The following is a 22,690-nucleotide window of genomic DNA, read 5'->3' on the forward strand; positions in this document are numbered from 1 at the left end:
CCCCATGAAAACAATACGAAACGTCCTGCCCGAGAGCTGGAGTCTGGTGTTCTCCGCCGCAGGTTCTGCCTACGGCGTCGGTCTGCTTGGCCTTTGGGCGCTGCCCTTTTTGATCAGTGCGATCATTAATGACCTCCATTTGAATGAGGCTCACGCCGGCATCCTGATGTCGGCCGAATTTATCTTCACCATGCTGGCGTCTTTGCTGGTCGCCCCATTTATGGGCCGTGCGCCGCGCCGCACGCTGGCCATCGCGGGCACCCTATTGGCGATCGCCGCCAACCTGATCAGCGCCAGCATGACTGACATTTACGCCCTGGCGGCCGTGCGTTGCATTGCCGGTATCGGTGCCGGTTTGGCCTTGGCCTGCGGTAACGCCTGCGTGGCCAGCGCCAAACAACCTGACCGGATTGCCGGGCACATGAACGTGCTGTCAGTACTGCTGATGATTGTGGTGATGCTCGGCTACGCCAAAGTCATGGCCGCCTACGGCTTGCCGGGTCTGTACTACGCAATGGCGGGCACCATGGCGATCATGTTGGTGGCCATTCCGTTTATGCCCCAGTACGCGCCGAAGGATGTAATCGAGCCACGCCTGCACAGCATCAAACCTGCGGGCAATGTGCTGCTGAGCCTGCCGGCCATTTGCATGATGCTCGCCATGTTTGTGTTTCAGGCCCGCGACACCATGGGCTGGGCCTTTGTCGAGCGCATCGGCACGATGGTCGGCTACAGCGGCGATGAAGTCGGCATTTTGCTGTCCTTCCAGTCCTTCGTCGGCCTGATCGGCCCATTACTGGCCGCCCTGATCGGCAAGCGTTTCGGTCTCAGCACCCCAGTGATTCTGGCCATCCTGCTGACCGGCGGCACCAGCCTGAGCTATGTCTTGGGTGAGCACTCGAAAATGCTCTACACCGTCGGCGTGATGACCATCTGCATCACTTACTTCTACGCCTTGAGCTACCTCACCGCACTCGCCGCCGCGCTGGACCGCGAAGGCCGTGTAGTGGCTGCCGCCAGCAGCTTCCTGAGCCTGGGTCTGGCCGTCGGCCCGGCCATTTCCGGCGGGTTGATTTCCATCGGTGGCCTGACCCTGGCCGCGTGGGGCATTGCGGTCACCGTACTGCTGACCTTGCTGCTGGTGATTGTGCCGCTGAACAGTGTTCGTCGTGAGCAAGCGTCTCCTGACCTCGGTCTGGCGCCTCAACCGGCGGTTTAAAACTTGATGCCCACACTCAGCGCCATAAAGTCGCGGTCGCTGAGTGTGCTGTAACGCCCACCAAAGAAATTGGTGTACGACAGACTGCTGGTGTAAGTGTTCTGGTACTCGGCATCAACGCCCACGCTGACCGCCTTGCGGCCTTCCTCAAATGTGTTTTCCGGGCCGGGTGAATAACCGCTGACATCGTGGGACCACGCCAGATTGGGCTTGAGGCGCAGGCTGGGATACACATGGTTGTATTCCCACACGGCACGGGCGCGATACCCCCAGGAATTGGCCGTGGTAAAACCGTCATTGCCCGCCGAACCAAACACCGGGTCACGCCCGTAACGCCGCTCGGAATTACCTTCCAGCCCGGCCACATGGGTCATACCCACCTCGCCAATCAGGGTCATACGGTCAGCGCCCATGCCATTGTCGAAGGTATGCGCCAGCGAGGTCTGAAACTGACTGACCTCCTTGCGCCGATACCCTTGTATGTCCGCACCGGGCGTCACGCTCAAGGGTGAGGCATCCGCCAGCCCCGGCAGCAACGTGACATTGGCATAGAGCAGATCATTACTGTTGAGCTGCACGGGCGCATTGGGACGGTAACTCAGCTCGCCTTTCCAGCGCGTGCCTGTGGATAAGGTCGTGGCGAAACTCAGACCGTATAACCGAATGTCTTCGGGGTACTCGACGTAATAGCTGGAATTACCCGCCACAATCATCGGCGCCTGCGCACCTGCCCCAATAGCCGCGTTATACGCCGACTGTGACGCTGCCTGCCCGCTTAGAATAGGATCACGGCTGTGATAGTTCATGAAAAAAGCGCCAAACTCGGTGTCCAAAGGCTCGAACACGTAGTGCATGGCCACACCGAACTGACCGCCGTTGCGCGCATCACGATCAGCGCCACGGCGCACCAACACGCCCTCCTCGTTAACCTCGACACCTGCCGAGGTCAGGGTCGACAACTGCGCCACTTCCAGTGCCGAGCGTTTGCTCATCACCCGATAATTGCCGCTACAGCCGTCAGCCATCACGTCTGACTGCGAGAAAAACGTGCCGCAGTTATCAGCCTCGGACTGCTCCCAATCCAGTTGATAAAACGCTTCGGCAGACAGGTTGTCAGTGAGGTTTTGCGACAGATAGAACAGGTTGACCGGCACCAGCCCGTCTTTGTATTCCGTACCGGTGCGACGATAGGCTGACACATCGGTGGGGTTGATCGCATTGATCCCGCCGCCGATAAACGCGGCCTCGCCCCAATTGACCACTTGCTTGCCCAAACGCACGGCACCGGGCTGATCGGCGATGGCGTAATTGTGATACACAAAAGCGTCGAGCCACTGAGCGCCCGCCGATTGTGCGGAGGCTTTGCGGCCACGGTCACTGATCTGCTTGAAAGGTCGACTGTCGTCTTGCAGCTCAAAATCGTACCAATACTTGCCGCGTACATACACACCGCTGTCGCCGTACTTCAACTCCAGCGCGTGCATGCCGGCGAACAGCTTGGAGAAAGTTTCGCCGCGCTTGAAGTTCAACCGCCCGTCATCGGAGATTTGCGACTGACCCTTGCCGCCATTATTGGCACCAATCAGGTTGTGATCCGCCTTGGCAGTGGACCAACTGGCACCGATGGACAGCTCAGAATCGAGCTGAGCTTCGACCTCACCGATATTGAAACTCAACGCCCAGGCAGGCCCGGCAAAGGTCGAAACGAGGCTGACTGCCAGTGGCAGCTTGGCTCGGCGCCAAAACCGATTGACTGAGGACATCGACACTTCTCCGTGGGCACGCACAATTAGCCCGCAAGGATGAAGCAAACTCAGAAATAGACAAGATCACAGCCTGCCTGCTCGTCCGTGACTGACGGGTTTATTCAAGAAGCGGGACGGGCTGCCAATTCTGCTTCGCGCTGAATAATCGCGGCTTCCAAAGCGTTTGAACGCTTGGCCCATTGCTCAGGGGGCAGAGGTTTGGACCATTCGATGATCTCGGGGTAATCCAATGTGGGTGGCGGTGAGAGTTTCCAGGTTTGCAGCATGAAGATGAGGGGGCCGCCGAACAGGAATATGCACAGTATCAAATACGTTGCCTCCCATAATTCACCTTTGCGTAAGTGCAGCCAAAAATCCTCGACATAGGCACAGCACGTTCCCCATAACAGGCCTCGCCCTTTAAGGCTGGCGCGACTTTTTTCGAAGTCATTACTTTGCGGTAAAACATGCGGCCCAATTTCCATATAACTGCGAATGCATTCCCACGTCGCCATCGAGGCTTCATTTCCGCCGCAGTTAAACCCCAACATCCAGTGCTTGTTGTCTTCGGGCGCAAGCGGGTCGGGGTTGTCAAAGCTTATAAACAGCATCCCCGAAGTCGTTTTGCCTGCCTGACTGACTGAAGAGTGCTGGGAAGCTGCGGCGGTGACTGTTTCCCAAGGCACGATCCAATACTCACCATCTTCTCGGGGGACGCAGACTTCGCGGCGCTGGCGATTAAAGCGAATTGGTAATGGGGTTGGGCGGATCAGGTTGTAGATAAATATGAGTGTCGGCAGTCCAAGAAAGAGAACTAATCCTGAAAGAATGTAAATACCATCATGCGGAGAAATTCTTGCCATATAGGTGCCAAGGCTTATGAAAACCAAAGACAAAAACCAAATCGACGCAACGCCTCCAGCAATATTGAAATTCCCTATATCCAAATAAATATTGTTCTTGCGCCATATCATGTTGACCATATCAACCGGTTTCTCGCCGGTCGGAATGGGCAACGGAGCTAAATAGTCCTGCTGCGAAAATAAATTATTTTTTGTAGTGCCCGCGGCTTCTGTAGTCATGACTGTGCTCTCGCAAGCAATTCCGCGTCGCGCTGAATAATTGCGGCTTCCAAAGCGTCTGAACGCTTGGCCCATTGCTCAGGGGGCAGGGGTTTGGACCATTCGATGATCTCGGGGTAATCCAAGGTGGGTGGGGGTGAGAGTTTCCGGGTTTGCAGCATAAAAATTAGAGGGGCGCCGAACAGGAAAATGCATATTATTAAATAAATTGCTTCCCATAATTCACCTTTGCGTATGTGCAGCCAAATACCCTCGGCAGAAGCACAGCAAGTTCCCCATAACAGCCCACGCCCTTTAAGGGTGGCACGATATTTTTCGAAGTCATTACTTTTCGGTAAAGCATGCGGCCCAACTTCCATATAACTGCGAATGCATTCCCACGTCGCCATCGAGGCTTCATTTCCGCCGCAGTTAAAACCCCACATCCAGTGCTTGTTATCTTCGGATGCAAGAGGATCAGGGTTATCAAAGCTAATGAATAGCATCCCCGAAGTGGTTTTGCCTGCCTGACTAACTGAAGAATGCTGCGAAGCTGCGGCGGTGACTGTTTCCCAAGGCACAAGCCAATACTCACCCTCTTCTCGAGGCACACAAACTTCACGGCGTTGGCGGTTGAAGCGAATAGGTAATGGAGTTGGGCGGATCATACTGTATATAAATAGGAGTGCAGGGATACCGACAATAATTAGACCACTCCACAGGATGAAACTACTGACCTTCGGGTCAATTGTTTTAAAAACCATATAAAACCCAATATAAAACATTGACATAAACCACATAACCGCTACAGCGCCACCTATATTGACATTCCCCACATCCAAATAAATATCATTCTTACGCCATATCATGTTGACCATATCAACTGGTTTCTGCCCAGTCGGAATTGGCAAGGGAGCCAAGTAATCTTGTTGAGAAAGAGCAACTTTCTTAATCGTTCCGGCCGCAGGAGAACTCATTTTTTCAACCCCTGCTGCCAGAGGACCGAAAACTCTTGATTGCCTAGAACATAGTTTGGCGCTCTATCCAGTTCTGGAGTTGGATCGTTACGAAGTTCAACAACGCCTGATGAACTGCTCACTGTAAAGGCTACACCTCGTTCGCCACCGACATAGCTGAGTGCCCCCAGCAGGGAAGTCAACGGCGTGCGATAGCGCAACCGCAAGGACACTTTTGAAGGCTGAGAGACAAAGACACCCGGCACAACCTTTAAGAAATTACCTGTCAAACGTAAACCCTGGCCTTGGGTATACGGGATCCACTCACATCGGCTGTGCTTTATCCACAGATCACCCAGGGTTTGCATAGGTTCTTCCGCGCGCAGGCGACCTTCACCATTTTTGATACGCGACCACATCGCCGGCGAATCCACTGGATTACCAATCATGGCGATTTCGAGGTGCGCATTACCGAGTTCCGCTCCCGGTAAATCAATGGTCAGAGAGTCGATAAAGGTAGTGAACTTTACTCCCACATAGCTATTTGCACCAACGGGTTCATCACGCCCTTTAAAGCTGACTCTCGGGGTATAGAGAATACCGTAGAGCCTATTTAATTCATCTTGCTGCTTCTCAACAGATATAGGACTTAGATCACTCGCCCGAGCCTTTGACCAACAACAAGAGTTGAGAAATTTTTGCATGGGTGTTTGCTGGAAGTACCATGCAATCAAATACAACACACCCAATACAGCGATCAATAGATTTAGTGGCCCCATCCACAATGCATAAGCGGTAATGGCAGCTTGAGTTGCCATCGCTCCAGCAACTGCGCGTGCTGTATAGTAGATCCCTAATAATGCCTGTGCACCATAAGTCGCTATTTGACCTCCAACTATGTGATATCGCAGGTCTAGCCAAACATCTATACTGCCATGTGCATTTTCTAATTGCTGCTGGAGAGAATAAAATTCATTAAGTGCAGCAATTGATGATATTCCTCCAATCAATGCACCGAAAAGAGTGAGAGAAGGAAAACTAGATAATTTATTACTCGAAAATTTAACTGTAAACACCCTATCCGCAACCTTACTCCTTATCTGATTATCAATAACCGCCACCAACGCAGCCCCTGCATACAACGTCGCAGATGCCGTGTCATTAATCCGCTGCCGATCCATCCCCTCCAGTGCCTCTGCCTGCGACAGGTATTTCTGGGCATTCCAGCTATTGAGCAATAACGCCGCCAAGGCCACCAACCCTCCGCTGCCCTTCACCGCCTGGGAGTTAAGGATTTTGGACACTTGCCCTGACCCCATGGCATTGCCGGTTTTTTTGGCCCATTGGGTAATGTCTTCCCCGGCTTTGCCAAACAGCTCCCACGTGCGCAGGGCACCTTCCTCGACTGCACGCAACCCCACGCCACTCCCCAACCGAGCCGCCACCAGTATTGCCAGCCATGAGCCACCGGGCGCATTGCCGTGTTCACCTTTAAGCAGCAGCAACGCGGCCCCCAACCGCTTGACCAGAGTGGCCCAACTGCCTTGATTGTCCTGCGCACGAACGCCAAGGCGGGTGACGCTTGGCTCGCTCAACACCCCCAGGACCTTAATAATGGCTTGCTTGGCATTGGCCTGATTTTCCATTCCCAAGGCAGCGATCAGTTCGGTTGCGCGGGTATTGCTGTTAACAGCCGCTTCGAGAGTCGGGCTCCAGCTATAGAACAACTGGCGCAACGCCCCTTCATCGGCAGTGCGCAGATAGTCAGCGTATTGCTCGGCACCCTGGGTGCGGATGCATTGACCACTGAGGCAGGCCACGGCCAGTGTATCCAGCCATTGGGTGTGATCGGGGTCGCTGTAATCAACTTGCCATGTCGCACTGTGATGGCGTTGCAAGTAAAGGCCACGGTCAGAAAACAGGCTTTCGTGACGCTCCTGAACCTTCGCAAAGTGCGCTGGAGCTGTGGTGTCGAGCCAGGTGTTCATCGCCGGCAAGTTGATGTATTCCTCAACCTTGTCGCTGGCATGGCGATTTTCGAGGTTGGCGATTTTATCATCGCGATAATCACGCACCACCGCTTCGATTTCGGTGTGCAATTGAGGCGGGATAAAACTGCGCAACGGGGCCACTGTCGCCTTCACTTCGGCATGCACTTTGTGTAGCAAAGCATTGGCTTGTTTATGGCTGTAGTAGCCTCCCCGCGCTTGATTTATGTTGCTTTCTTCCTTGAACAGTTCGTCGAGTCGGTGATGGGCAGCCAGCATGGCCTTGCCCTGATCGTCGGTGAGGACGAGGTTATGCTCCCGGTAGCGGTAGTTGACCTGTCCTGATAGTTCTGCACCGTCCTCAGTGATCAAACTCCTCACAAACCCGCCAATGCTCAAGCGCAGGTTGTTATCGGTTTGCCACTGTTCATGGCGGGACTCGACCAGTTCCTGCTCATGATTGATGTCGCGCAGCACACCCAGGTCATCATCGAGGCAGGCCAGTACGCTGTGTAAACCGCTCGATTGTTCGTGAGCAATTTCCATAAGCGTTTTGCTGGCGGTGGGTGCCCATGTTTGGGCACTCCACTCTCCCGGTGGCGGGACGTCTTCGGAAAGCTGCGGATAGTTCGCTGCTATTTGCTCTCGTTCATTCAGCCAACGCACGGCATCGGTGTAGGACTTGATCGTGGCAGAGGTGTGCTTTTTGGATAGCTGATCACCCAACTCATCCACGCTTCTACGGTAAGCCTGTTGGTCGCGCTGAAAATCCATCGCCAAGGTCAGGTCGTAGGTCTTGGGTATCAACTCGCCGATGACCTGTGCCGCGTCTTGCAAGGGCACACAATGAGGCGCTTGCAGGGTGTTGGCGACGGTTCTCAAGTCGAGGCAGCGCATGCGCCGGGCGCGAACCTCTGGATCGTTCAGGTGTTCGCAATGCTGGGGCTTAAGCGGGATTTCGCTGTACAGCATCCACGCCGACTGGTGCTTGGCCAGTGCAATACCGCTCAAATCACCCACGACCACGACGGTGTCATCGTCGTCCAGCGCCTGTTTGCGCAACCGATTGTTCTCCGCCACGGCATACCGCTGTAGCGGCCCCTTGCCCTGCCACACGTAGATAAAACCGACGCGCAGCAACCGCGCCGCCATGGGATGACTTTGAGTGTCAACGCCCGGCTGGAAGGCAGCATGGGTCACAGGTTCTTCGCTGAGGGCATAGCGTACTGGCACGACAAACAGTTGCACTTGGCTGGCCGGGCATTGCTGGACGGTGCTGTTGATGTCGACATGACCGCACGCAGCGGCAGCGCGTCTGGCCTCTGCCAGTTGGGTAACGGTTTGCAGAGGTTTAATTTCGCTCATTGGGCGGGCTCTCTTGGGATGGCGCGCAGGGTCAATTCGTCCAGCACACGATCAAGACGTTGTCGTGGGGTGACGCCTCGCTCTGCCAGCAGGGTGCGATAAATCTCCTGCCCCTCACCCTGCGGGAAGTCTTGGCCATAAGTGGCGAACAGACTCGCCCAGAGCATCACTTCGTCTTCTGCGCTGTAGCCATGTCGCGCGGCGCTGGCCTGACACGCCAAGGCCCACGCCTGCTGCTGTCGGGGGTGGAGGTCGTGCAGGCAGTGAGGGAAATAGCGCTGTACATGGTCCACAAGGCGTTGCAAAAACTGACTGCGCTGTGCCTGACAGAGGCGCTCCAGGGTGTGTGTGCTCAGCCTCAACCAAGGCGTTGGTGCATAGCGACTCGTCGGCTGATCCGGGTTTTGCTGACTGATCAGGAGCGTGCTGCCATCAGCCTCCGGCAACCGAATCACTCGCACCGGCCCCATCAACCGGTCACGTTCAACCACAGGTAAATCGTGCAGCCAGAGGCGTGTGATCACGGGATCGTAAAAGCGGAAAAACGCGCTGACGTCACCGTCCAGCTGCACATGAATCAGGCTGCGTAAATGCGCAATGAGGTCCGCTTCAGCCGCATCGGACTCCAGCCAGATGCCTGCCTTTTCCTGCCAGTTCGCGTAGAAGGTGTTAGCCAGTTGACTATCGCGTTCAACGCCTACCACTACCGGGCCAATGGCAGCCATGGCCGCGTATTGCGTCATCAGATACAGCGAGTGAGGGGTGGCGGTGGGCGCCAGCGCATACAACTGCGCATGCAGACCCTCAATTTGATGGCTGTCGAGCAACAGGTAGGCGTGCATCATGGCTGGCGCTCCTCAAGGGTCTGGCAGACCATGCACACCGGCGAACGGTTGGCGATGGCTTGGGTGAAGGCCTGTTGTTGGTTTTTTAATGCCAGCGCCGTCATCACCCCAACCGACCCGGCCAGCGCCGACACCACTGGCACGCCAGGGATGGGCACCCCGCCCGGCAAAATCGGCGTGCTGCTGTGTATCCCGGCAGGCGTCAGCAACAAGTGTTGGCCACCCGCCTTGAGGCTCAAGCTGGAGCCGCCGTCGAGTGTCATCATGGCCCCCGCATTGAGATGGATATGCTCACCCGCCTCGACCGTCCATACCGCACCCACGCGGGTATGACTGTTGAGGGCGGTGTCCAGATAATCACTGGCGTTGATCATTGTTTTGCGGTCGCCGGTGACCGTTTGCTGATCCTCGGCATCGAGCACCACCCGGCTGTTGCCTTCGATGGTTTCGTCGCGCTTGCCTTCGACGTGCAGGTGGCTGTCGTGTTCGATGTGTTGCCGCAGGTCTCGCTGGGCGTGCAGATAGATCAACTCCTGACCTTTGCGGTCTTGCAGGCGCAGCTCGTTGTGGCCGCTGCCGCCCGGCGTACTGCGGCTGCGCAACACGCTTTGGGTGTTTTCTGCTGGCAGTGTGAGCGGCGTCGGGGTGATGCTCGACGCCAGGCAGCCGGTGACGACGGGCCGGTCAACATCCCCTTCCAGATAGCTGATCATCACTTCCATGCCCACCCGCGGGGTGATCACGACGCCATAGGAATCGCCCGCCCAACTGGAGGCGACGCGCACCCAGCAGCTGCTGTGCTCATTGTTTACCTCGCTGCGGTCCCAGTGAAACTTGACCCGCACCCGGCCGAACGCATCGGTGTGAATATCTTCGCCGGTCGGCCCGGTGACGCGGGCCGTCTGATAACCCGCAACCACGGGTTTGGCGAAAACGGTGGACGACCGGTAGGTAACGGTCTCGGGAATGCCCCGAAAACGGTTGCGGTAGCCTTGGGTAAAATCGATTAAATGCTCAATGTCTGAACCGCCGCCCTGCTCTTTCAACACCTGCGGTTGTTTGCCTTCATGGCGAACATGGGTCAGCAGCCAAGGCGCGTTGAAGGTCGGATTGGGGTGCTCGGTCAGGGTCAGAAACTGGCCGCTGCACAGGGTCGGTTGATCGCTGTCACCACGCCCTTCGCAACGATCGGCTTGATGACGCTCCAGAGCGAGCTGACTCTGCCGCTCACCGTCAGCATGATCCGTAAAACCACCGGGATAGGTGTAATCCTCAAGGGGCCGTTCGTGGAGGTTGGCGCGACTGTCGGCCTCTAACGTACGACTGGCGACCTTGAAGTTGTAGTCGCGAGATACGGCGCTGTTGAACCGCCGGCTCAGTTTTACGCGAAAACTATGAACAGAAGGTTCGCCGGCTACCATTGCGTTATCAGGCTTGAAGGGGGTTGCTCCCCGCGAAGGGGTGAACGCAGCCTCACCATCGCCGAATTGTAAAAAATGACCGTCGGGGGAATACCTGAAGAGATAGTGGATACCCTCTTCAAAACACAGGCGCTGGATAAAGTGCAGGTCCGATTCACCGTACTGCACGCAGTATTCACGCGGCGCGTAAGCGGCTTGCAGGGTGAAACCATAATCAATGCTGAAGATGCCGTGCTCTTCGAGGAGTGTCTCGATGATGCGCTGCACGGTCTGGTTCTGAAAAATACGATGATTGGTACGGTGGAGCAGATAGGCCAACTGCGGTCGAAGCGACAGACGATAGTGGGTCAGCCGTGGGCCGGAACTGCTTTTGACAATGCTATAAATCTGCCCATGGACGCCATGCCCTTGCGTGTCAAAGGCCAGAAATGCAGGGGTGTACAGCAGCGCTTCAAGGTCCAGATCAGGGCGTTCACACACCACTTCAACGGCAAACGAAAAGGGTGTGCTGATGGCTTCGTCACCGCTGAAGGCCAGCACCTCCAACGGGTGCGGGCTGGCCTGTGCGGTCAGGCTGAAACGGTGATGGGCGTTCATCCGTCGATCCTCTGAAATGAGGGATAAACGCTAACGGATGAACGCTTTCTGGGATGTAGGAGGCTTCTTTAACTCGCGACTGAAATACCTTTTTGCAAACAGCGATCGACGTGTTCGATCAATGCATTTCGGTAAAGGCGAGCTTGATGCCCAGTGCCACCAGTACCGCGCCCATGCTGCGATCGAACCAGTGGCCCATGCGGGCAAAACCGTTGCGCACGCGTTGATGGCTGAACAACGTAGCCACCATGCAAAACCACAGCCCCGTCGCCACCGCCAGGTACACGCCATAACCGGCCTGAATCGACAGCGGCGTATGCGGGTTGATCACCACGGTAAACAGCGAGAGGAAAAATAACGTCGCCTTGGGGTTCAGGCCATTGGTCACAAACCCTGCCGTGAAAGCACCGCGCGCCGTGCGTTCGCCCACCGGCAAGCTCTGCGCCATGGCCGCCGGGTCGGCCGGTTTGGCCCGCAGTGCTTTGATGCCGATGTACAGCAGGTAAGCCGCCGCCAGCCATTTGAGCGCGTTAAACAGCACAATCGACTGCGACACGATGATGCCGATACCCAGCAACGAATAGCCCACGTGGACAAAAATGGCCGTGCCCACACCGAACGCGGTAAACAGACCAGCACGTCGCCCGTGGGTCACGCTTTCACGCACCACAACGGCGAAATCCGGCCCGGGGCTGGCCACCGCCAACAAGTGAATCAGGGCAACGGTCAAAAATTCTGTCCAGTACATGCAGGGCTCCATTACAAAATGTTTCTTCTGTTAGGCTCGCCACATTACGCCTTCACTCGACAGCACAAAAGGTACAGTTGATGACAAACACTCAGCGCGCCGTCTTTCTTGACCACCCTTCTCTGGATCTCGGCGACCTCAACCTCAGCCCTCTGCGTCAGTGCTTCAGCGAGTTGCAGTTGTGGACCGACACCACCCCCGACAACGTGATCGAGCGTCTGCAAGGGGCCAGCGTGGCCATCAGCAATAAAATCCAGCTGGACGCCCGCACCCTCGCCGCCTGCCCGGAGCTTAAGCTGATTCTGGTCGCCGCCACCGGCACCAATAACGTCGACCTTGCAGCAGCCCGCGCCCAAGGGATAACCGTCGCCAATTGCCAAGGCTACGGCACACCTTCCGTGGCGCAACACACTCTGGGCTTGCTGCTGGCGCTGGCCACACGCCTGGTCGACTACAACCACGCCGTACGCGACGGTCAATGGCAGCAGGCCAAGCAGTTCTGCCTGCTGGATTTTCCGATTGTCGAGCTGGAAGGCAAAACGTTGGGCCTGTTCGGTCATGGCGAGCTCGGCAGCGCCGTGGCCAAATTGGCCGAAGCCTTTGGCATGCGCGTGTTGATCGGGCAAATCCCCGGTCGCCCGGCACGTGCCGATCGCCTGACACTGGACGAACTGCTGCCTCAGGTCGATGCGCTAACCTTTCACTGCCCACTCACCGAGCACACCCGAAACTTTATCGGTGCCCGCGAGCTGGCCTTGCTCAAACCCGGAGCGTTTGTGGTCAACACCGCCCGTGGCGGCATGATCAATGAACAGGCACTGGCCGACGCATTGCGCAGTGGTCATCTGGGCGGCGCGGCCACCGATGTGCTGAGCGTAGAGCCACCGCGTGACGGCAACCCGCTACTGGCGCCAGACATCCCACGCTTGATCATCACCCCGCACAGCGCCTGGGGCAGCCGTGAGGCGCGGCAACGAATCGTTGCTCAATTGACTGAAAACGCCGAAGCCTTCTTCAACGGTACAGCGCTGCGGGTCGTCAGTTGATAAACTGCGCCCCTTTTTTGAGGAGCAGATTATGGATCCGCGCAGTGAAGTACTGCTTCGTCAGCCTGAATACTTTCAAGGCTCGCTGCTGTTAGTCGGCTTACCGGCCGATGATTTACTCGGCCAACTGCCCAATGCCCATGGCTGGTGCTGGCATGCGGGTGATCAGGCCGCGCTCGACGCCCGCTTTGCCGGGCGCGTGCACTTTGGCGTTGAGGTACCAGAGCGCGGTTTCGACACGGCGGTGGTGTTTTTGCCCAAATCCAAGGAATTGGCCGATTACGTGCTCAAGGCGGTCGCCGCTCGCCTGCCGGGCGCCGATGTGTTCTTGGTCGGTGAGAAAAAGGGCGGTATCGAAGGCGCTTCCAAGCAACTGCTGGCGCTGGGCAAACCGCGCAAACTCGACAGCGCGCGGCATTGCCAACTGTGGCAAGTGACAGTCGAGACTGCACCGCAAGCCCCGGTATTGGCCGACCTCGCTCAGCACTACGAACTGCCACTGGCAGAAGGTCCGCTTAAAGTCGTCAGCCTGCCGGGTGTATTCAGCCACGGTCGACTGGACCGCGGCAGCGCGCTGCTGCTGGAACACCTGGATAAACTGCCGAGCGGCCACGTGCTGGATTTCGGCTGCGGCGCGGGAGTTTTGGGCGCCGCAGTCAAGCGTCGCTACCCGCATAACACCGTCACCTTGCTCGATGTCGATGCATTTGCCACCGCCAGCAGTCGTCTGACCCTGGCCGCGAATGGTCTGGAAGCAGAGGTGATCACCGGTGATGGCATCGACGCTGCACCGATGGGTTTGAACACTATTCTGAGCAATCCGCCGTTCCATGTCGGCGTGCATACCGATTATCACGCCACCGAGAACTTGCTGACAAAAGCGGTAAAACATCTGAAAACAGGTGGCGAACTTCGCTTGGTTGCCAATAGCTTTCTGCGCTACCAACCGCTCATCGAAGCACAATTTGGCCACTGTACAGTCAAGGCTGAAGGATCGGGTTTTCGCATCTACAGCGCCAAACGTCGTTGACGCTATTTGAAAATAAGGGCTTGCCGGATCGGATTTGCCTAGGCAGAATCCGCTCCGTCCTAGGGGAGTAGTCTCCCACGAGCCTCACGCTCGTCCGGCATGCGTCAACATACTTGGTCAACAGACCATGGTGCATGCGACCCAGGTGTCCACAGAGATGGACCAGGGTTTGACAAGACCTATGACACGAACACCTTACCCGGGGCGGGAAGGCTGTACGTGTCATAGCCGTGTCGACCCGCCCCTGGAAAACTACCTGATGATGCTCGACTCCTTACTTGTTCCTACTGCAATCGTTGCCTTGGCCGAAATCGGCGACAAGACGCAACTCCTCGCGCTTATTCTTGCCGCACGCTTTCGCAAACCCTGGCCGATTATTGCCGGTATCGTGGTCGCAACCCTCGCCAACCACGCCGCAGCCGGTGCCGTGGGAGCATGGGTGGGCGGGTTCTTCACCGATGCAATGCTGCACTGGATTCTGGCTGCCAGCTTTACCGCCACGGCCTTGTGGACGCTGGTGCCAGACAAAATGGACGATGACGAAGCCAGTACTGCGCGCAAGTACGGCCCTTTCGTGACCACTCTGATTACGTTTTTCATTGCCGAGATCGGCGACAAGACCCAAGTGGCGACGGTGATGCTGGCCGCGCAGTATCCAGACTTGTGGCTGGTGATTATCGGCACCACCGTGGGTATGTTGATTGCTAACGTACCGGTGGTGATTGCCGGTAATTTTGCGGCGGATAAACTGCCGCTGACCTTGATCCGCCGCTTGGCTGCGACAGCGTTCTTTGTATTGGCAGTAGTGGCGGTGTACAAGGCGATGGTGATCAGCGGCTGGGTTTAAAAGCGACCCTCACCCTAGCCCTCTCCCAGAGGGAGAGGGGACTAAAAGCAAAAGCAGACTTGCGCAACGCCCCGTCTGGCCCCCTCTCCCTTTGGGAGAGGGGACTAAAAGCAAAAGAAGGTTTGCGCAACGACACCGTCTAGCCCCCTCTCCCTTTGGGAGAGGGGACTAAAAGCAAAAGCAGATTTGCACAACGCCACCGTCTGGCCCCCTCTCCCGTTGGGAGAGGGGGCTAAAAGCTAAAGCAGATTTGCGCAACGCCACCGTCTGGCCCCCTCTCCCGTTGGGAGAGGGGGCTAAAAGCTAAAGCAGATTTGCGCAACGCCACCGTCTGGCCCCCTCTCCCTCTGGGAGAGGGTTGGGGTGAGGGCCCAGCCGTTACTGGGTCTTGGCCGCTTGCTGATAAAGCGGCATCACCTTGGGAATCGCCGCTTCCAGCGCCGCAATCCGGCTGGTAGAGGCCGGGTGAGTGCTCATGAATTCAGGCGGTGCACTTTGCGAAGCCTGACCCATCTTCTGCCACAGCGTAATCGCAGCATTCGGGTTGTAACCCGCCCGCGCCGCCAACTCCAGACCAATCAAATCCGCTTCGTTCTCATTGCTGCGACTATTGGGCAACGTCAGGCTGTAGTTCACCACGGTATCGGCCAGCTGCAGGCTGTCTTGCCCCAAGCCCAACAACGCGCCCGCGCCTTGTTTGGCAATCTCGATGCCGTACGCCTTGGACATCGACTCACGCCCGTGCTCTCGCAAGGCGTGGGCGATTTCATGGCCCATCACCGCGGCAATCTCATCGTCACTTAACTTGAGCTGATCGATGATGCCGCTGTAGAAGATGATCTTGCCGCCCGGCCCGCAGTTGGCGTTGAGTTCGTCGCTCTTGATCAAATTGACTTCCCAATTCCACTGCGCCGCATCGGGACGGAAAGCCGGTGCCTGGGCAATCAGTCGATTGGCAATGGCCTGCAAGCGCTGGGCGTTGGCGCTGGTTTTATCCAGCTCGCCCTTGGTGCTGGCTTCACTGACCGTCTGCTGATACGACTGCGCATACATTTGGTCAACCTGCTCACTCGACAGCATGCTGAACATGTACTGCTTGCGCTCGACGCCGACCGCTCCGCCACTGGTGGTGTTCACCGCCTGGCAACCGCCCAGCAACAGGCCAGCACCCACTGCACACACTACCGCTAATTTACCCATCATCAGCCTCCATAAACGTGGCGGCCATGGTAGGCGCGCGCTGGCAACTGCGCTAGGGCCATGACTCGGCAACCTGCGGGTTATGCGCGTCCAGACATTAGCAAATGTGTCTAGCCCGTGGGCCTTGAATGGCGGTTTAGCCCGGCGTGAGGCACTCGGGGGCATTGAGTTTGGGGTCATTGACCAGGTTAGCCAGCGGCCGCTCGCGCAAAGGCGATTGCGGCGCCGCTAACAGCGCTTGCAGGGTGTGCAGCGGGGTTTCAGGGTCGAGCCAGGCCTGTTGGCCCGCCTCATCAAGAATCAACGGGCGACGCTGACTCGCCGCCGCCTGCGTGATCACCGCGGTGCTCAGCCACACGTGCCCGTCCACCGGATAGGCCTCCCAAATACCCGCAAAAAACAGCGAAGCGCCCTCGCCCGGCGTCAGCCAATAAGGGCGTTTTCGCGTCGTACCGCGCCACTCGTAAAAACCATTGGCCGGGATCAGGCAACGGCGCTGGCTAAAGGCATCGCGAAACATGGGCTGCTCGACGACCGTTTCGGCGCGGGCATGCGCCGGGGTGCGCGACAGGTCGGTCAGCCACGGCGGGGTAAGCCCCCAACGGGCCCGTGCCAGATTACGCTGGCCGGTTTCAGCCTCGGCACGCAGGATCAATACCGAGTCATTGGGCGAAATATTCCACTGAGCCTGCTGATCTGCCGGAAAACCGGGCAAGGCTGCAAACGCAGGGTTCCAACGAAACAGGGCAAAACGTCCACACATGGGGCTGTACAACTCTTCTATATAAAGGTGGCAAGAAACACGGGGCTCAGCAATCGAGCACATCCGGGAAGCTTTGAGGCTCATCGTCCGCCACGGGAGACGCCGCATTGTACGCATCGATCAGCTCGCGCGCGTGCCGCGCCTGATCATCGGCCACCGTCAGTCCCAGTAAACCCAGCGCGGGCAACTCGCCCGTACCGCCCACCAGATCGCGGCCGTCGAGGCGGGCAAAAATACCCTCGCTGTCCAGCATCCCCAGCAAAAGCTCGGCTTCCATCAGGTTTTGTGGCTCGTAGATACGTCGCATGGCCGTCACTCGCTACTCATTCTCGCTGTGTACATCCAGCATCCACTCATGACCATCGGTCTGCAGCTTAAACACGATAGGACGGCAACACACCGGGCAGTCTTCTATGTACTGCTGATCGCCGCCCGACAGGTCCAGTACCGCCTCAACCTCTTCACCGCAATACGGGCACGCATAGTATTCAGTCTCAAGCATCGCGGTCTCCAGAGTGACTTGTGCGTATAATCGCCGTCTATTTGCAGGGCTATTATTGTGTCCTGCCCTGTGTACTAACCTTAGCTGTTTCCAACAAGAGAGCATGATGGGCGAATTCGATAGCATCCGACCTTACAACGACGCCGAAGTCCCAGCCGTGCTGGCCCGGCTGCTCAGCGACAAGGCGTTTCTGGAAATCCTGACCCACTTCCGCTTCCCACGTCTGGCGGGCGCTTTCGGCTGGTTGTTACGACCCCTTATAGCGCATCGCCTGCGCAAAGAGTTCGCAGGTGTCACCTCGGTCGCCACTTTACAGGACAAAGTTGAAGTCTATGTCGACCGCACCATTGGGCAAGCCACTGACGGCGTGACCTACACCGGCGTAGAGCGGCTCAAGCCCGGCAGTGCGTATCTGTTCCTGGCCAACCACCGCGACATCGTCATGGACCCGGCTTTCGTCAACTACGCGGTGTACCACGCGGGCCTGCCGACGCCGCGTATCGCCATTGGCGACAACCTGCTGCAAAAACCCTTTGTCAGCGACCTGATGCGCCTGAACAAAAGCTTTATCGTGCACCGCTCAATTACCGGGCGTCGCGAAAAGCTGGCGGCGTATCAACTGCTGTCGGCGTATATCAATCACTCAATCATCAATGATTGCCAATCGATCTGGATTGCCCAGGCCGAAGGCCGCGCCAAGGACGGTGATGACCGCACTGATTCGGCGATCCTGAAAATGTTCCACATGAGCCGTAAAAACGAGCCCTTCGCCGAGGTGATTCAGTCGCTGAATCTGACGCCTGTGTCGATCAGCTACGAATACGACCCCTGTGATCAGGCCAAAGCCCGCGAACTGTATATCCGCGCCACCACCGGCACTTACACCAAAGCCCCGGGCGAAGACGACACCAGCATTGCCAACGGCATTACCGGCTACAAAGGCCGCGTGCACATCAACTTTGCCGAACCCGTTACCGAGGCCTTCGAAGACAGCAAATTGCTGGCCGCCGAAATGGACCGTCATATTCTCAGTGGTTATCGCCTGTTCCCTGCCCACTACCTGGCGTATGCCCAGTGGACCGACGCAGACCCGCAATTGCAGGTGCCCAAGGCCGCCGAAGTGTTCCCCGCCGAAGAACTGGCCAAGGCCCAACAAGAGTGGCAACGCCGCCTTGACGCCTGCCCGGCGGAGCATCGCCCGTATCTGGTGCTGCAATACGCGATGCCGGTGCGCAACCAGTACCGGATCAAGGCCGGATTACCCCTCTGACGCCTCTCATTTTCGTAGCAGCTGCCGAAGGCTGCGTCCGGCGACGCAGTCGTCGTAATCATTTTACGATCGCTGCGCAATCGGACGTCGCCTTCGGCAACTGCTACGAGAACATCGGGTGCTAATTTCTGCTGTCACCGTATCGTCATCAAGAGAGGTCACTCTGTGGCCCCTCGACACCGACACGGAGATTGTCATGCTGCACGCAGAAAATCAGGACCGTCTTTACCTCATCGCACCCAGCGACGAACAGCAAGCACTGATCGAGGGCTTGGCCTTTAACGTGCAGGACCATCACTGGCTGGTTTTTTGCGCCTTGAGCGGCCACACCCATGCCGACCTGCCCGAGCTGGATCTGCTGACCGGGGTCAGTCGCCTTGAAGTGTATGCCGAAGCAGCCTGAAGGCAGTACCCACAAAAAAGCCCGAACGCAGCACGTTCGGGCTTTTTGTTTAAACGCGATTACTCGCTCAGCAAACGACCAATGCTCGGGTCTTTGAACACGCGTGTCAGTGCGTCGCTCAACACATCGCTGACCAGCTTGGTGTTGGTTTCCTGATTGGGTGCCATGCCGAAGCGCTGATCCAGCGAGGCACCATAACGGCCACTGTAGGTACGCCCGCCGTTCTTCACATCAGAGCGAAACGTCGCCCCAATGGTGGCTTCGGTCACGTACATGGTGTCTTTGGGCGATTGATACTTAAGCTCGGCCAGAGTGACGGTCAACGTCGGCGCATTCATTGCATTGCTGGTGGGGGTGAAACCCAGCAAACGCACGGCGGCTTCAGCTTGAGCCTGGAGCTTGGGGATCACGTCGTTGCTGCTGACGCTGATCGCGCTGGTCTCGGGGTACATGCCGCCACGGGTTCCCAGGGTTGGCGACGGACGGCCGTCTACCACACGCACCACTACCGGCTGGCCCCGGCCCACGGGTGCCAGCTGAGTTGTCAGCTTGGGTTGCGGGCTAAGCTGCTGCGGGCTGTGGGCGCAACCGACCAGCGTCAAACTGGTCACAGTAATCAAACCGAACAACAGGCGTTGCAACATGCTCATCTCTCCAGGACTGGGTAAAACAGGTCGCCAGTATAGCGGTGCACTGTCCCTGCTAACTAGCGGCTTGCTGTGCGCTGTTTTACGCAGTCGTCAGCCAGTAACCGCCAGGGTCGAATGCAAAGAAATTGACCGGCGAACCAATTAAAGTCATTAAACAGGGTCAATTGCCCACGTTTCTTCGATACACTCTCCCCCCGATTATAAGGACGTCTCCTGATCGGGCCTCGCAGCACCGCTAATGCGCTTGTATTAGCTCCCCCGCACCGCCCACAGAGAGCCGCCCACACAGACCCTGTGAAACGGGGGCGCTTGATTTTTTATGCGTCGATCCCCATTTTTCACACGGTCTGCCAGAGCTGTCATAACGCTCGGCCACTGGTGTTCGGTGCCACGCGTGCGACAGCCCTTTTTTGAGGTTCACGTCTTCAAGAGAGCGTGAAAAAAAACGGGTTTTCACAACTTCACAAGAGTGTGGCGAGCAAATGAAAAGTTTTGCGTCTGAACATGCACCATTAGCGTCTGAAACAGCCCCACCAAGCAGGATCGAAGTCGGCTCCACAGCACGAGACTGAAGCCTGTCCGCATCGGATCTGGTTGCACAATCGGACGCTCTAGACCTTAAGTCGAATTGCCTGTCGGGAACCAAAATGCGTTCATATGAACCTTCAAGGCCCGACTGGAAGCGTCCGCTGAAGTAGCAAGAAATTGCGAGAATCGGACATGGCGATCCTGGCCACGCGTGGTTTGAGGCACACCTGATTGACGCCTCGGAACACCTGGCAGCTATGCCGTCAATTTGGTGCCGTAGATTTTGGAGACGCGTTAATGGCGCATAACGAAGCAGTCGACGTAGTACTGGTTGGAGCAGGCATCATGAGTGCCACTCTTGCCGTGCTGCTCAAAGAGCTCGACCCCGGTATTACGCTGGAAGTTGTTGAGCAGATGGACTCAGGTGCTGCAGAAAGTTCCAACCCGTGGAACAACGCCGGCACCGGTCACGCTGGTCTTTGTGAACTGAACTACACGCCGCAAGCGGCCGATGGCTCGATTGACATCAAAAAGGCTGTGCATATCAATGCCCAGTTCGAAGTGTCAAAACAGTTTTGGGCCTATCTGGCGCAAAAAGGAACCTTCGGTTCGTGCAAGTCCTTCATCAGCCCGATTCCTCATCTGAGCTACGTTGAAGGCGAGAAAGGGGTTTGCTTCCTGAAAAAACGCTTTGACGTGCTGAGCCAGCACCATGCGTTTGCCGACATGGAATACACCGAAGACAAAGCCGTCATGAACGAATGGATGCCCTTGATGATGCCGGGCCGCCCTGCGGACCAGCGCATCTCGGCCACTCGCGTGATGCAGGGTACTGACGTCAACTTCGGCGCCCTGACCCAGCAACTGCTCAAGCATCTGGGCAGCGCTCCGGACACCCAGATCAAGTACAGCAAAAAAGTCACTGGCCTTAAACGCAATGGCAGCGGCTGGACAGTGAGCATCAAGGACATCAATAGCGGTAACACCCGTCACATTGATGCCAAGTTCGTGTTCCTGGGCGCTGGCGGCGCTGCCTTGCCACTGCTTCAAGCTTCCGGCATTGAAGAAAGCAAAGGTTACGGTGGCTTCCCGGTCAGCGGTCAGTGGCTGCGTTGCGACAATCCAGAGGTGGTCAAACAGCATCAGGCCAAGGTGTACAGCCAGGCTGCGGTTGGCTCCCCACCGATGTCGGTTCCGCATTTGGACACCCGTGTGGTCGATGGCAAAAAGTCCCTTCTGTTCGGACCTTATGCCGGCTTCACCACCAAGTTCCTCAAGCATGGTTCGTTCCTTGACCTGCCGATGTCGATTCGTCTGGGTAACATCGGGCCAATGCTCGCCGTAGCTCGCGACAACATGGACCTCACCAAATACCTGGTCAGCGAAGTGCGTCAGTCGATGGAGCAACGCCTTGAGTCCCTGCGTCGCTTCTACCCGCAGGCCAAAGCCGAAGACTGGCGCCTTGAAGTGGCCGGCCAACGGGTTCAGATCATCAAGAAAGATCCGAAAAAAGGCGGTGTGTTGCAGTTCGGCACTGAGCTGGTAGCAGCGAAGGACGGTTCGTTGGCTGCGCTGTTGGGCGCATCTCCGGGCGCTTCGGTGACCGTTTCGATCATGCTTGACCTGATTGAGCGCTGCTTCGCTGACAAGGCCAAAGGTGAATGGGCCACCAAGCTCAAGGAAATTTTCCCGGCTCGTGAAAAAGCCCTCGAAACCGACGCTCAGTTGTACCGTGAAATCAGCACCCGCAACTCCGAGTTGCTGGAACTGGTCGCACCGAGCACCGCAACCAGCATCGCGTAACACCATCGCCCCATAAAGGGGCGCACAAAAAGCCCGCGCCCCACTATGGAGCGCGGGCTTTTTATTGCCTCATCGCATCGTAAACATCACCCGTGAACCGCCGTGGCTTACAAACTCATCGTCGTCGGGTACGGCAATCTGCTCGGCACTGCATTGAGCAGGCACTGAACCCACAGATTTGGCCCCCACCCAACGATTGAGGTTGGCAGAATCTGGCGTGAGGTGGCCAAAGCCGAAGTGACACGCTTGCTCGCCGTACTGATAGGTAAATGCTTGGGTGCCCCGAGATTCGGGCAAGTAATACATCAATTCCTGACTGCCGCCCGGTGTAATAACAAAGTCATGGCCCGAGTTCTCTGGCTGGCTCAACCATGAAAAATCCTTGCCCGGCGAAATGTCATGCTCCGTTGCGTTGAATATTTCGACCTCCAGCACCGGATCCAACGCCAGCGCGGCCGGGCCAAAAAGCCCCAACATCAGGCCGGTTATCCTTACCAATGTACCCGTCATTGCTCAATTCCTATGAGTCATCGACCCATAGTCCTTATGGGCCGCTTCATCATCGAGTATTGCTCGCCCACGCAAAAGCCCCATGCGCCAAAGCACACGGTATCTGTCGGAAGGGTCTGTAATGGTGCTTGCTTTGTAGCCGCTGAGGAGCGCAGCGAGGCTGCGTCCGAAGATGCAGTCTTCGCATACCCGA

At 57.1% G+C, this 22,690-nt stretch carries 20 protein-coding genes and 1 riboswitch; of the genes, 7 read left to right on the forward strand and 13 right to left on the reverse strand.

The annotated features are described in order from the left end of the window. Nucleotides 1-4: 4 nt before the first annotated feature. Nucleotides 5-1,219, forward strand: coding sequence for an MFS transporter (locus tag EQV93_RS02040; protein WP_240890792.1), 1,215 nt, complete (start codon nucleotides 5-7; stop codon nucleotides 1,217-1,219). Here the strand turns inward: EQV93_RS02040 and EQV93_RS02045 are convergent. The 7 genes from EQV93_RS02045 to EQV93_RS02075 form a co-directional block, all read right to left on the reverse strand. Next, nucleotides 1,216-2,982 (reverse strand): DUF1302 domain-containing protein, encoded by a 1,767-nt coding sequence (locus EQV93_RS02045; protein ID WP_240890793.1) that lies wholly within the window; start codon nucleotides 2,980-2,982, stop codon nucleotides 1,216-1,218. The genes EQV93_RS02040 and EQV93_RS02045 overlap by 4 nt on opposite strands. A gap of 104 nt (nucleotides 2,983-3,086) precedes the next feature. Then, entirely contained in the window at nucleotides 3,087-4,046 is a 960-nt protein-coding gene (locus tag EQV93_RS02050; protein WP_240890794.1) for a DUF6708 domain-containing protein, read from the reverse strand. Beyond that, nucleotides 4,043-5,002, reverse strand: coding sequence for a DUF6708 domain-containing protein (locus EQV93_RS02055; protein WP_240890795.1), 960 nt, complete (start codon nucleotides 5,000-5,002; stop codon nucleotides 4,043-4,045). The genes EQV93_RS02050 and EQV93_RS02055 overlap by 4 nt, the downstream gene beginning before the upstream one ends. Then, complete coding sequence (locus EQV93_RS02060) at nucleotides 4,999-8,334, reverse strand: toxin VasX (protein ID WP_240890796.1); 3,336 nt, start codon at nucleotides 8,332-8,334, stop codon at nucleotides 4,999-5,001. Before EQV93_RS02060 ends, EQV93_RS02055 begins: the two co-directional genes overlap by 4 nt. Continuing rightward, a complete protein-coding gene (locus EQV93_RS02065; protein ID WP_240890797.1) occupies nucleotides 8,331-9,179 on the reverse strand; it encodes a DUF4123 domain-containing protein in 849 nt (282 codons plus the stop codon). The genes EQV93_RS02060 and EQV93_RS02065 overlap by 4 nt, the downstream gene beginning before the upstream one ends. Then, nucleotides 9,176-11,197: a type VI secretion system tip protein TssI/VgrG gene (gene tssI / locus EQV93_RS02070; RefSeq protein ID WP_240890798.1), complete on the reverse strand. Its 2,022-nt coding sequence runs from the start codon at nucleotides 11,195-11,197 to the stop codon at nucleotides 9,176-9,178. Before tssI ends, EQV93_RS02065 begins: the two co-directional genes overlap by 4 nt. 118 nt (nucleotides 11,198-11,315) lie before the next feature. Further along, entirely contained in the window at nucleotides 11,316-11,945 is a 630-nt protein-coding gene (locus EQV93_RS02075) for a LysE family translocator (RefSeq protein ID WP_122785762.1), read from the reverse strand. Nucleotides 11,946-12,025: 80 nt separating this feature from the next. On the opposite strand from EQV93_RS02075, the gene EQV93_RS02080 reads away from it, so the two are divergent. From EQV93_RS02080 to EQV93_RS02090, 3 genes are all read left to right on the forward strand, one after another. Beyond that, on the forward strand, nucleotides 12,026-12,991 hold the full coding sequence (locus tag EQV93_RS02080) for a 2-hydroxyacid dehydrogenase (RefSeq protein WP_240890799.1): 966 nt from the start codon (nucleotides 12,026-12,028) through the stop codon (nucleotides 12,989-12,991). Between the two features lie 31 nt (nucleotides 12,992-13,022). After that, a complete protein-coding gene (locus tag EQV93_RS02085) occupies nucleotides 13,023-14,021 on the forward strand; it encodes a class I SAM-dependent methyltransferase (RefSeq protein ID WP_122785764.1) in 999 nt (332 codons plus the stop codon). 49 nt (nucleotides 14,022-14,070) lie between these two features. Beyond that, a riboswitch (yybP-ykoY riboswitch) is annotated at nucleotides 14,071-14,192 on the forward strand. A gap of 91 nt (nucleotides 14,193-14,283) precedes the next feature. Beyond that, nucleotides 14,284-14,868: a TMEM165/GDT1 family protein gene (locus EQV93_RS02090; RefSeq protein WP_122785876.1), complete on the forward strand. Its 585-nt coding sequence runs from the start codon at nucleotides 14,284-14,286 to the stop codon at nucleotides 14,866-14,868. Nucleotides 14,869-15,246: 378 nt separating this feature from the next. Here the strand turns inward: EQV93_RS02090 and EQV93_RS02095 are convergent, their stop codons facing one another. From EQV93_RS02095 to EQV93_RS02110, 4 genes are all read right to left on the reverse strand, one after another. Next, nucleotides 15,247-16,068, reverse strand: a complete 822-nt coding sequence (locus tag EQV93_RS02095; protein ID WP_122785765.1) for a M48 family metallopeptidase — start codon at nucleotides 16,066-16,068, stop codon at nucleotides 15,247-15,249. Between the two features lie 136 nt (nucleotides 16,069-16,204). Then, a complete protein-coding gene (locus EQV93_RS02100; protein WP_146425555.1) occupies nucleotides 16,205-16,831 on the reverse strand; it encodes an SOS response-associated peptidase in 627 nt (208 codons plus the stop codon). A 46-nt stretch (nucleotides 16,832-16,877) separates the two neighbouring features. Next, the gene (locus EQV93_RS02105) at nucleotides 16,878-17,138 is read right to left on the reverse strand and encodes a putative signal transducing protein (RefSeq protein ID WP_122785877.1); all 261 of its coding nucleotides are present in this window, start codon (nucleotides 17,136-17,138) and stop codon (nucleotides 16,878-16,880) included. Between the two features lie 12 nt (nucleotides 17,139-17,150). After that, the gene (locus tag EQV93_RS02110) at nucleotides 17,151-17,333 is read right to left on the reverse strand and encodes a CPXCG motif-containing cysteine-rich protein (RefSeq protein ID WP_122785767.1); all 183 of its coding nucleotides are present in this window, start codon (nucleotides 17,331-17,333) and stop codon (nucleotides 17,151-17,153) included. Nucleotides 17,334-17,436: 103 nt separating this feature from the next. On the opposite strand from EQV93_RS02110, the gene EQV93_RS02115 reads away from it, so the two are divergent. Together EQV93_RS02115 and EQV93_RS02120 are read left to right on the forward strand one after the other, a co-directional pair. Continuing rightward, nucleotides 17,437-18,603 (forward strand): 1-acyl-sn-glycerol-3-phosphate acyltransferase, encoded by a 1,167-nt coding sequence (locus EQV93_RS02115; protein WP_122785768.1) that lies wholly within the window; start codon nucleotides 17,437-17,439, stop codon nucleotides 18,601-18,603. A 196-nt stretch (nucleotides 18,604-18,799) separates the two neighbouring features. After that, a complete protein-coding gene (locus EQV93_RS02120) occupies nucleotides 18,800-19,006 on the forward strand; it encodes a hypothetical protein (protein ID WP_122785769.1) in 207 nt (68 codons plus the stop codon). Between the two features lie 59 nt (nucleotides 19,007-19,065). Here EQV93_RS02120 and EQV93_RS02125 read toward each other — a convergent pair whose 3' ends face one another. Further along, the gene (locus tag EQV93_RS02125) at nucleotides 19,066-19,650 is read right to left on the reverse strand and encodes a YajG family lipoprotein (protein ID WP_122785770.1); all 585 of its coding nucleotides are present in this window, start codon (nucleotides 19,648-19,650) and stop codon (nucleotides 19,066-19,068) included. Between the two features lie 831 nt (nucleotides 19,651-20,481). On the opposite strand from EQV93_RS02125, the gene mqo reads away from it, so the two are divergent. Continuing rightward, nucleotides 20,482-21,987, forward strand: coding sequence for a malate dehydrogenase (quinone) (mqo, locus tag EQV93_RS02130; RefSeq protein WP_146384276.1), 1,506 nt, complete (start codon nucleotides 20,482-20,484; stop codon nucleotides 21,985-21,987). 69 nt (nucleotides 21,988-22,056) lie between these two features. Here mqo and EQV93_RS02135 read toward each other — a convergent pair whose 3' ends face one another. Further along, on the reverse strand, nucleotides 22,057-22,497 hold the full coding sequence (locus EQV93_RS02135) for a hypothetical protein (protein ID WP_146384278.1): 441 nt from the start codon (nucleotides 22,495-22,497) through the stop codon (nucleotides 22,057-22,059). Nucleotides 22,498-22,690: the final 193 nt, after the last annotated feature.

It is taken from the genome of Pseudomonas sp. TMW22091 (genome assembly GCF_022496705.1).
GTDB classification, from domain to species: Bacteria; Pseudomonadota; Gammaproteobacteria; order Pseudomonadales; family Pseudomonadaceae; genus Aquipseudomonas; species Aquipseudomonas saxonica.

Bases quoted from the DNA above. Each gene is read 5' to 3' on its own strand.
- EQV93_RS02040 (WP_240890792.1), top strand. From the start codon at position 5: ATGAAAACAATACGAAACGTCCTGCCCGAGAGCTGGAGTCTGGTGTTC.
- EQV93_RS02045 (WP_240890793.1), bottom strand. From the start codon at position 2,982: ATGTCCTCAGTCAATCGGTTTTGGCGCCGAGCCAAGCTGCCACTGGCA.
- EQV93_RS02050 (WP_240890794.1), bottom strand. From the start codon at position 4,046: ATGACTACAGAAGCCGCGGGCACTACAAAAAATAATTTATTTTCGCAG.
- EQV93_RS02055 (WP_240890795.1), bottom strand. From the start codon at position 5,002: ATGAGTTCTCCTGCGGCCGGAACGATTAAGAAAGTTGCTCTTTCTCAA.
- EQV93_RS02060 (WP_240890796.1), bottom strand. From the start codon at position 8,334: ATGAGCGAAATTAAACCTCTGCAAACCGTTACCCAACTGGCAGAGGCC.
- EQV93_RS02065 (WP_240890797.1), bottom strand. From the start codon at position 9,179: ATGATGCACGCCTACCTGTTGCTCGACAGCCATCAAATTGAGGGTCTG.
- tssI (WP_240890798.1), bottom strand. From the start codon at position 11,197: ATGAACGCCCATCACCGTTTCAGCCTGACCGCACAGGCCAGCCCGCAC.
- EQV93_RS02075 (WP_122785762.1), bottom strand. From the start codon at position 11,945: ATGTACTGGACAGAATTTTTGACCGTTGCCCTGATTCACTTGTTGGCG.
- EQV93_RS02080 (WP_240890799.1), top strand. From the start codon at position 12,026: ATGACAAACACTCAGCGCGCCGTCTTTCTTGACCACCCTTCTCTGGAT.
- EQV93_RS02085 (WP_122785764.1), top strand. From the start codon at position 13,023: ATGGATCCGCGCAGTGAAGTACTGCTTCGTCAGCCTGAATACTTTCAA.
- EQV93_RS02090 (WP_122785876.1), top strand. From the start codon at position 14,284: ATGCTCGACTCCTTACTTGTTCCTACTGCAATCGTTGCCTTGGCCGAA.
- EQV93_RS02095 (WP_122785765.1), bottom strand. From the start codon at position 16,068: ATGGGTAAATTAGCGGTAGTGTGTGCAGTGGGTGCTGGCCTGTTGCTG.
- EQV93_RS02100 (WP_146425555.1), bottom strand. From the start codon at position 16,831: ATGTGTGGACGTTTTGCCCTGTTTCGTTGGAACCCTGCGTTTGCAGCC.
- EQV93_RS02105 (WP_122785877.1), bottom strand. From the start codon at position 17,138: ATGCGACGTATCTACGAGCCACAAAACCTGATGGAAGCCGAGCTTTTG.
- EQV93_RS02110 (WP_122785767.1), bottom strand. From the start codon at position 17,333: ATGCTTGAGACTGAATACTATGCGTGCCCGTATTGCGGTGAAGAGGTT.
- EQV93_RS02115 (WP_122785768.1), top strand. From the start codon at position 17,437: ATGATGGGCGAATTCGATAGCATCCGACCTTACAACGACGCCGAAGTC.
- EQV93_RS02120 (WP_122785769.1), top strand. From the start codon at position 18,800: ATGCTGCACGCAGAAAATCAGGACCGTCTTTACCTCATCGCACCCAGC.
- EQV93_RS02125 (WP_122785770.1), bottom strand. From the start codon at position 19,650: ATGTTGCAACGCCTGTTGTTCGGTTTGATTACTGTGACCAGTTTGACG.
- mqo (WP_146384276.1), top strand. From the start codon at position 20,482: ATGGCGCATAACGAAGCAGTCGACGTAGTACTGGTTGGAGCAGGCATC.
- EQV93_RS02135 (WP_146384278.1), bottom strand. From the start codon at position 22,497: ATGACGGGTACATTGGTAAGGATAACCGGCCTGATGTTGGGGCTTTTT.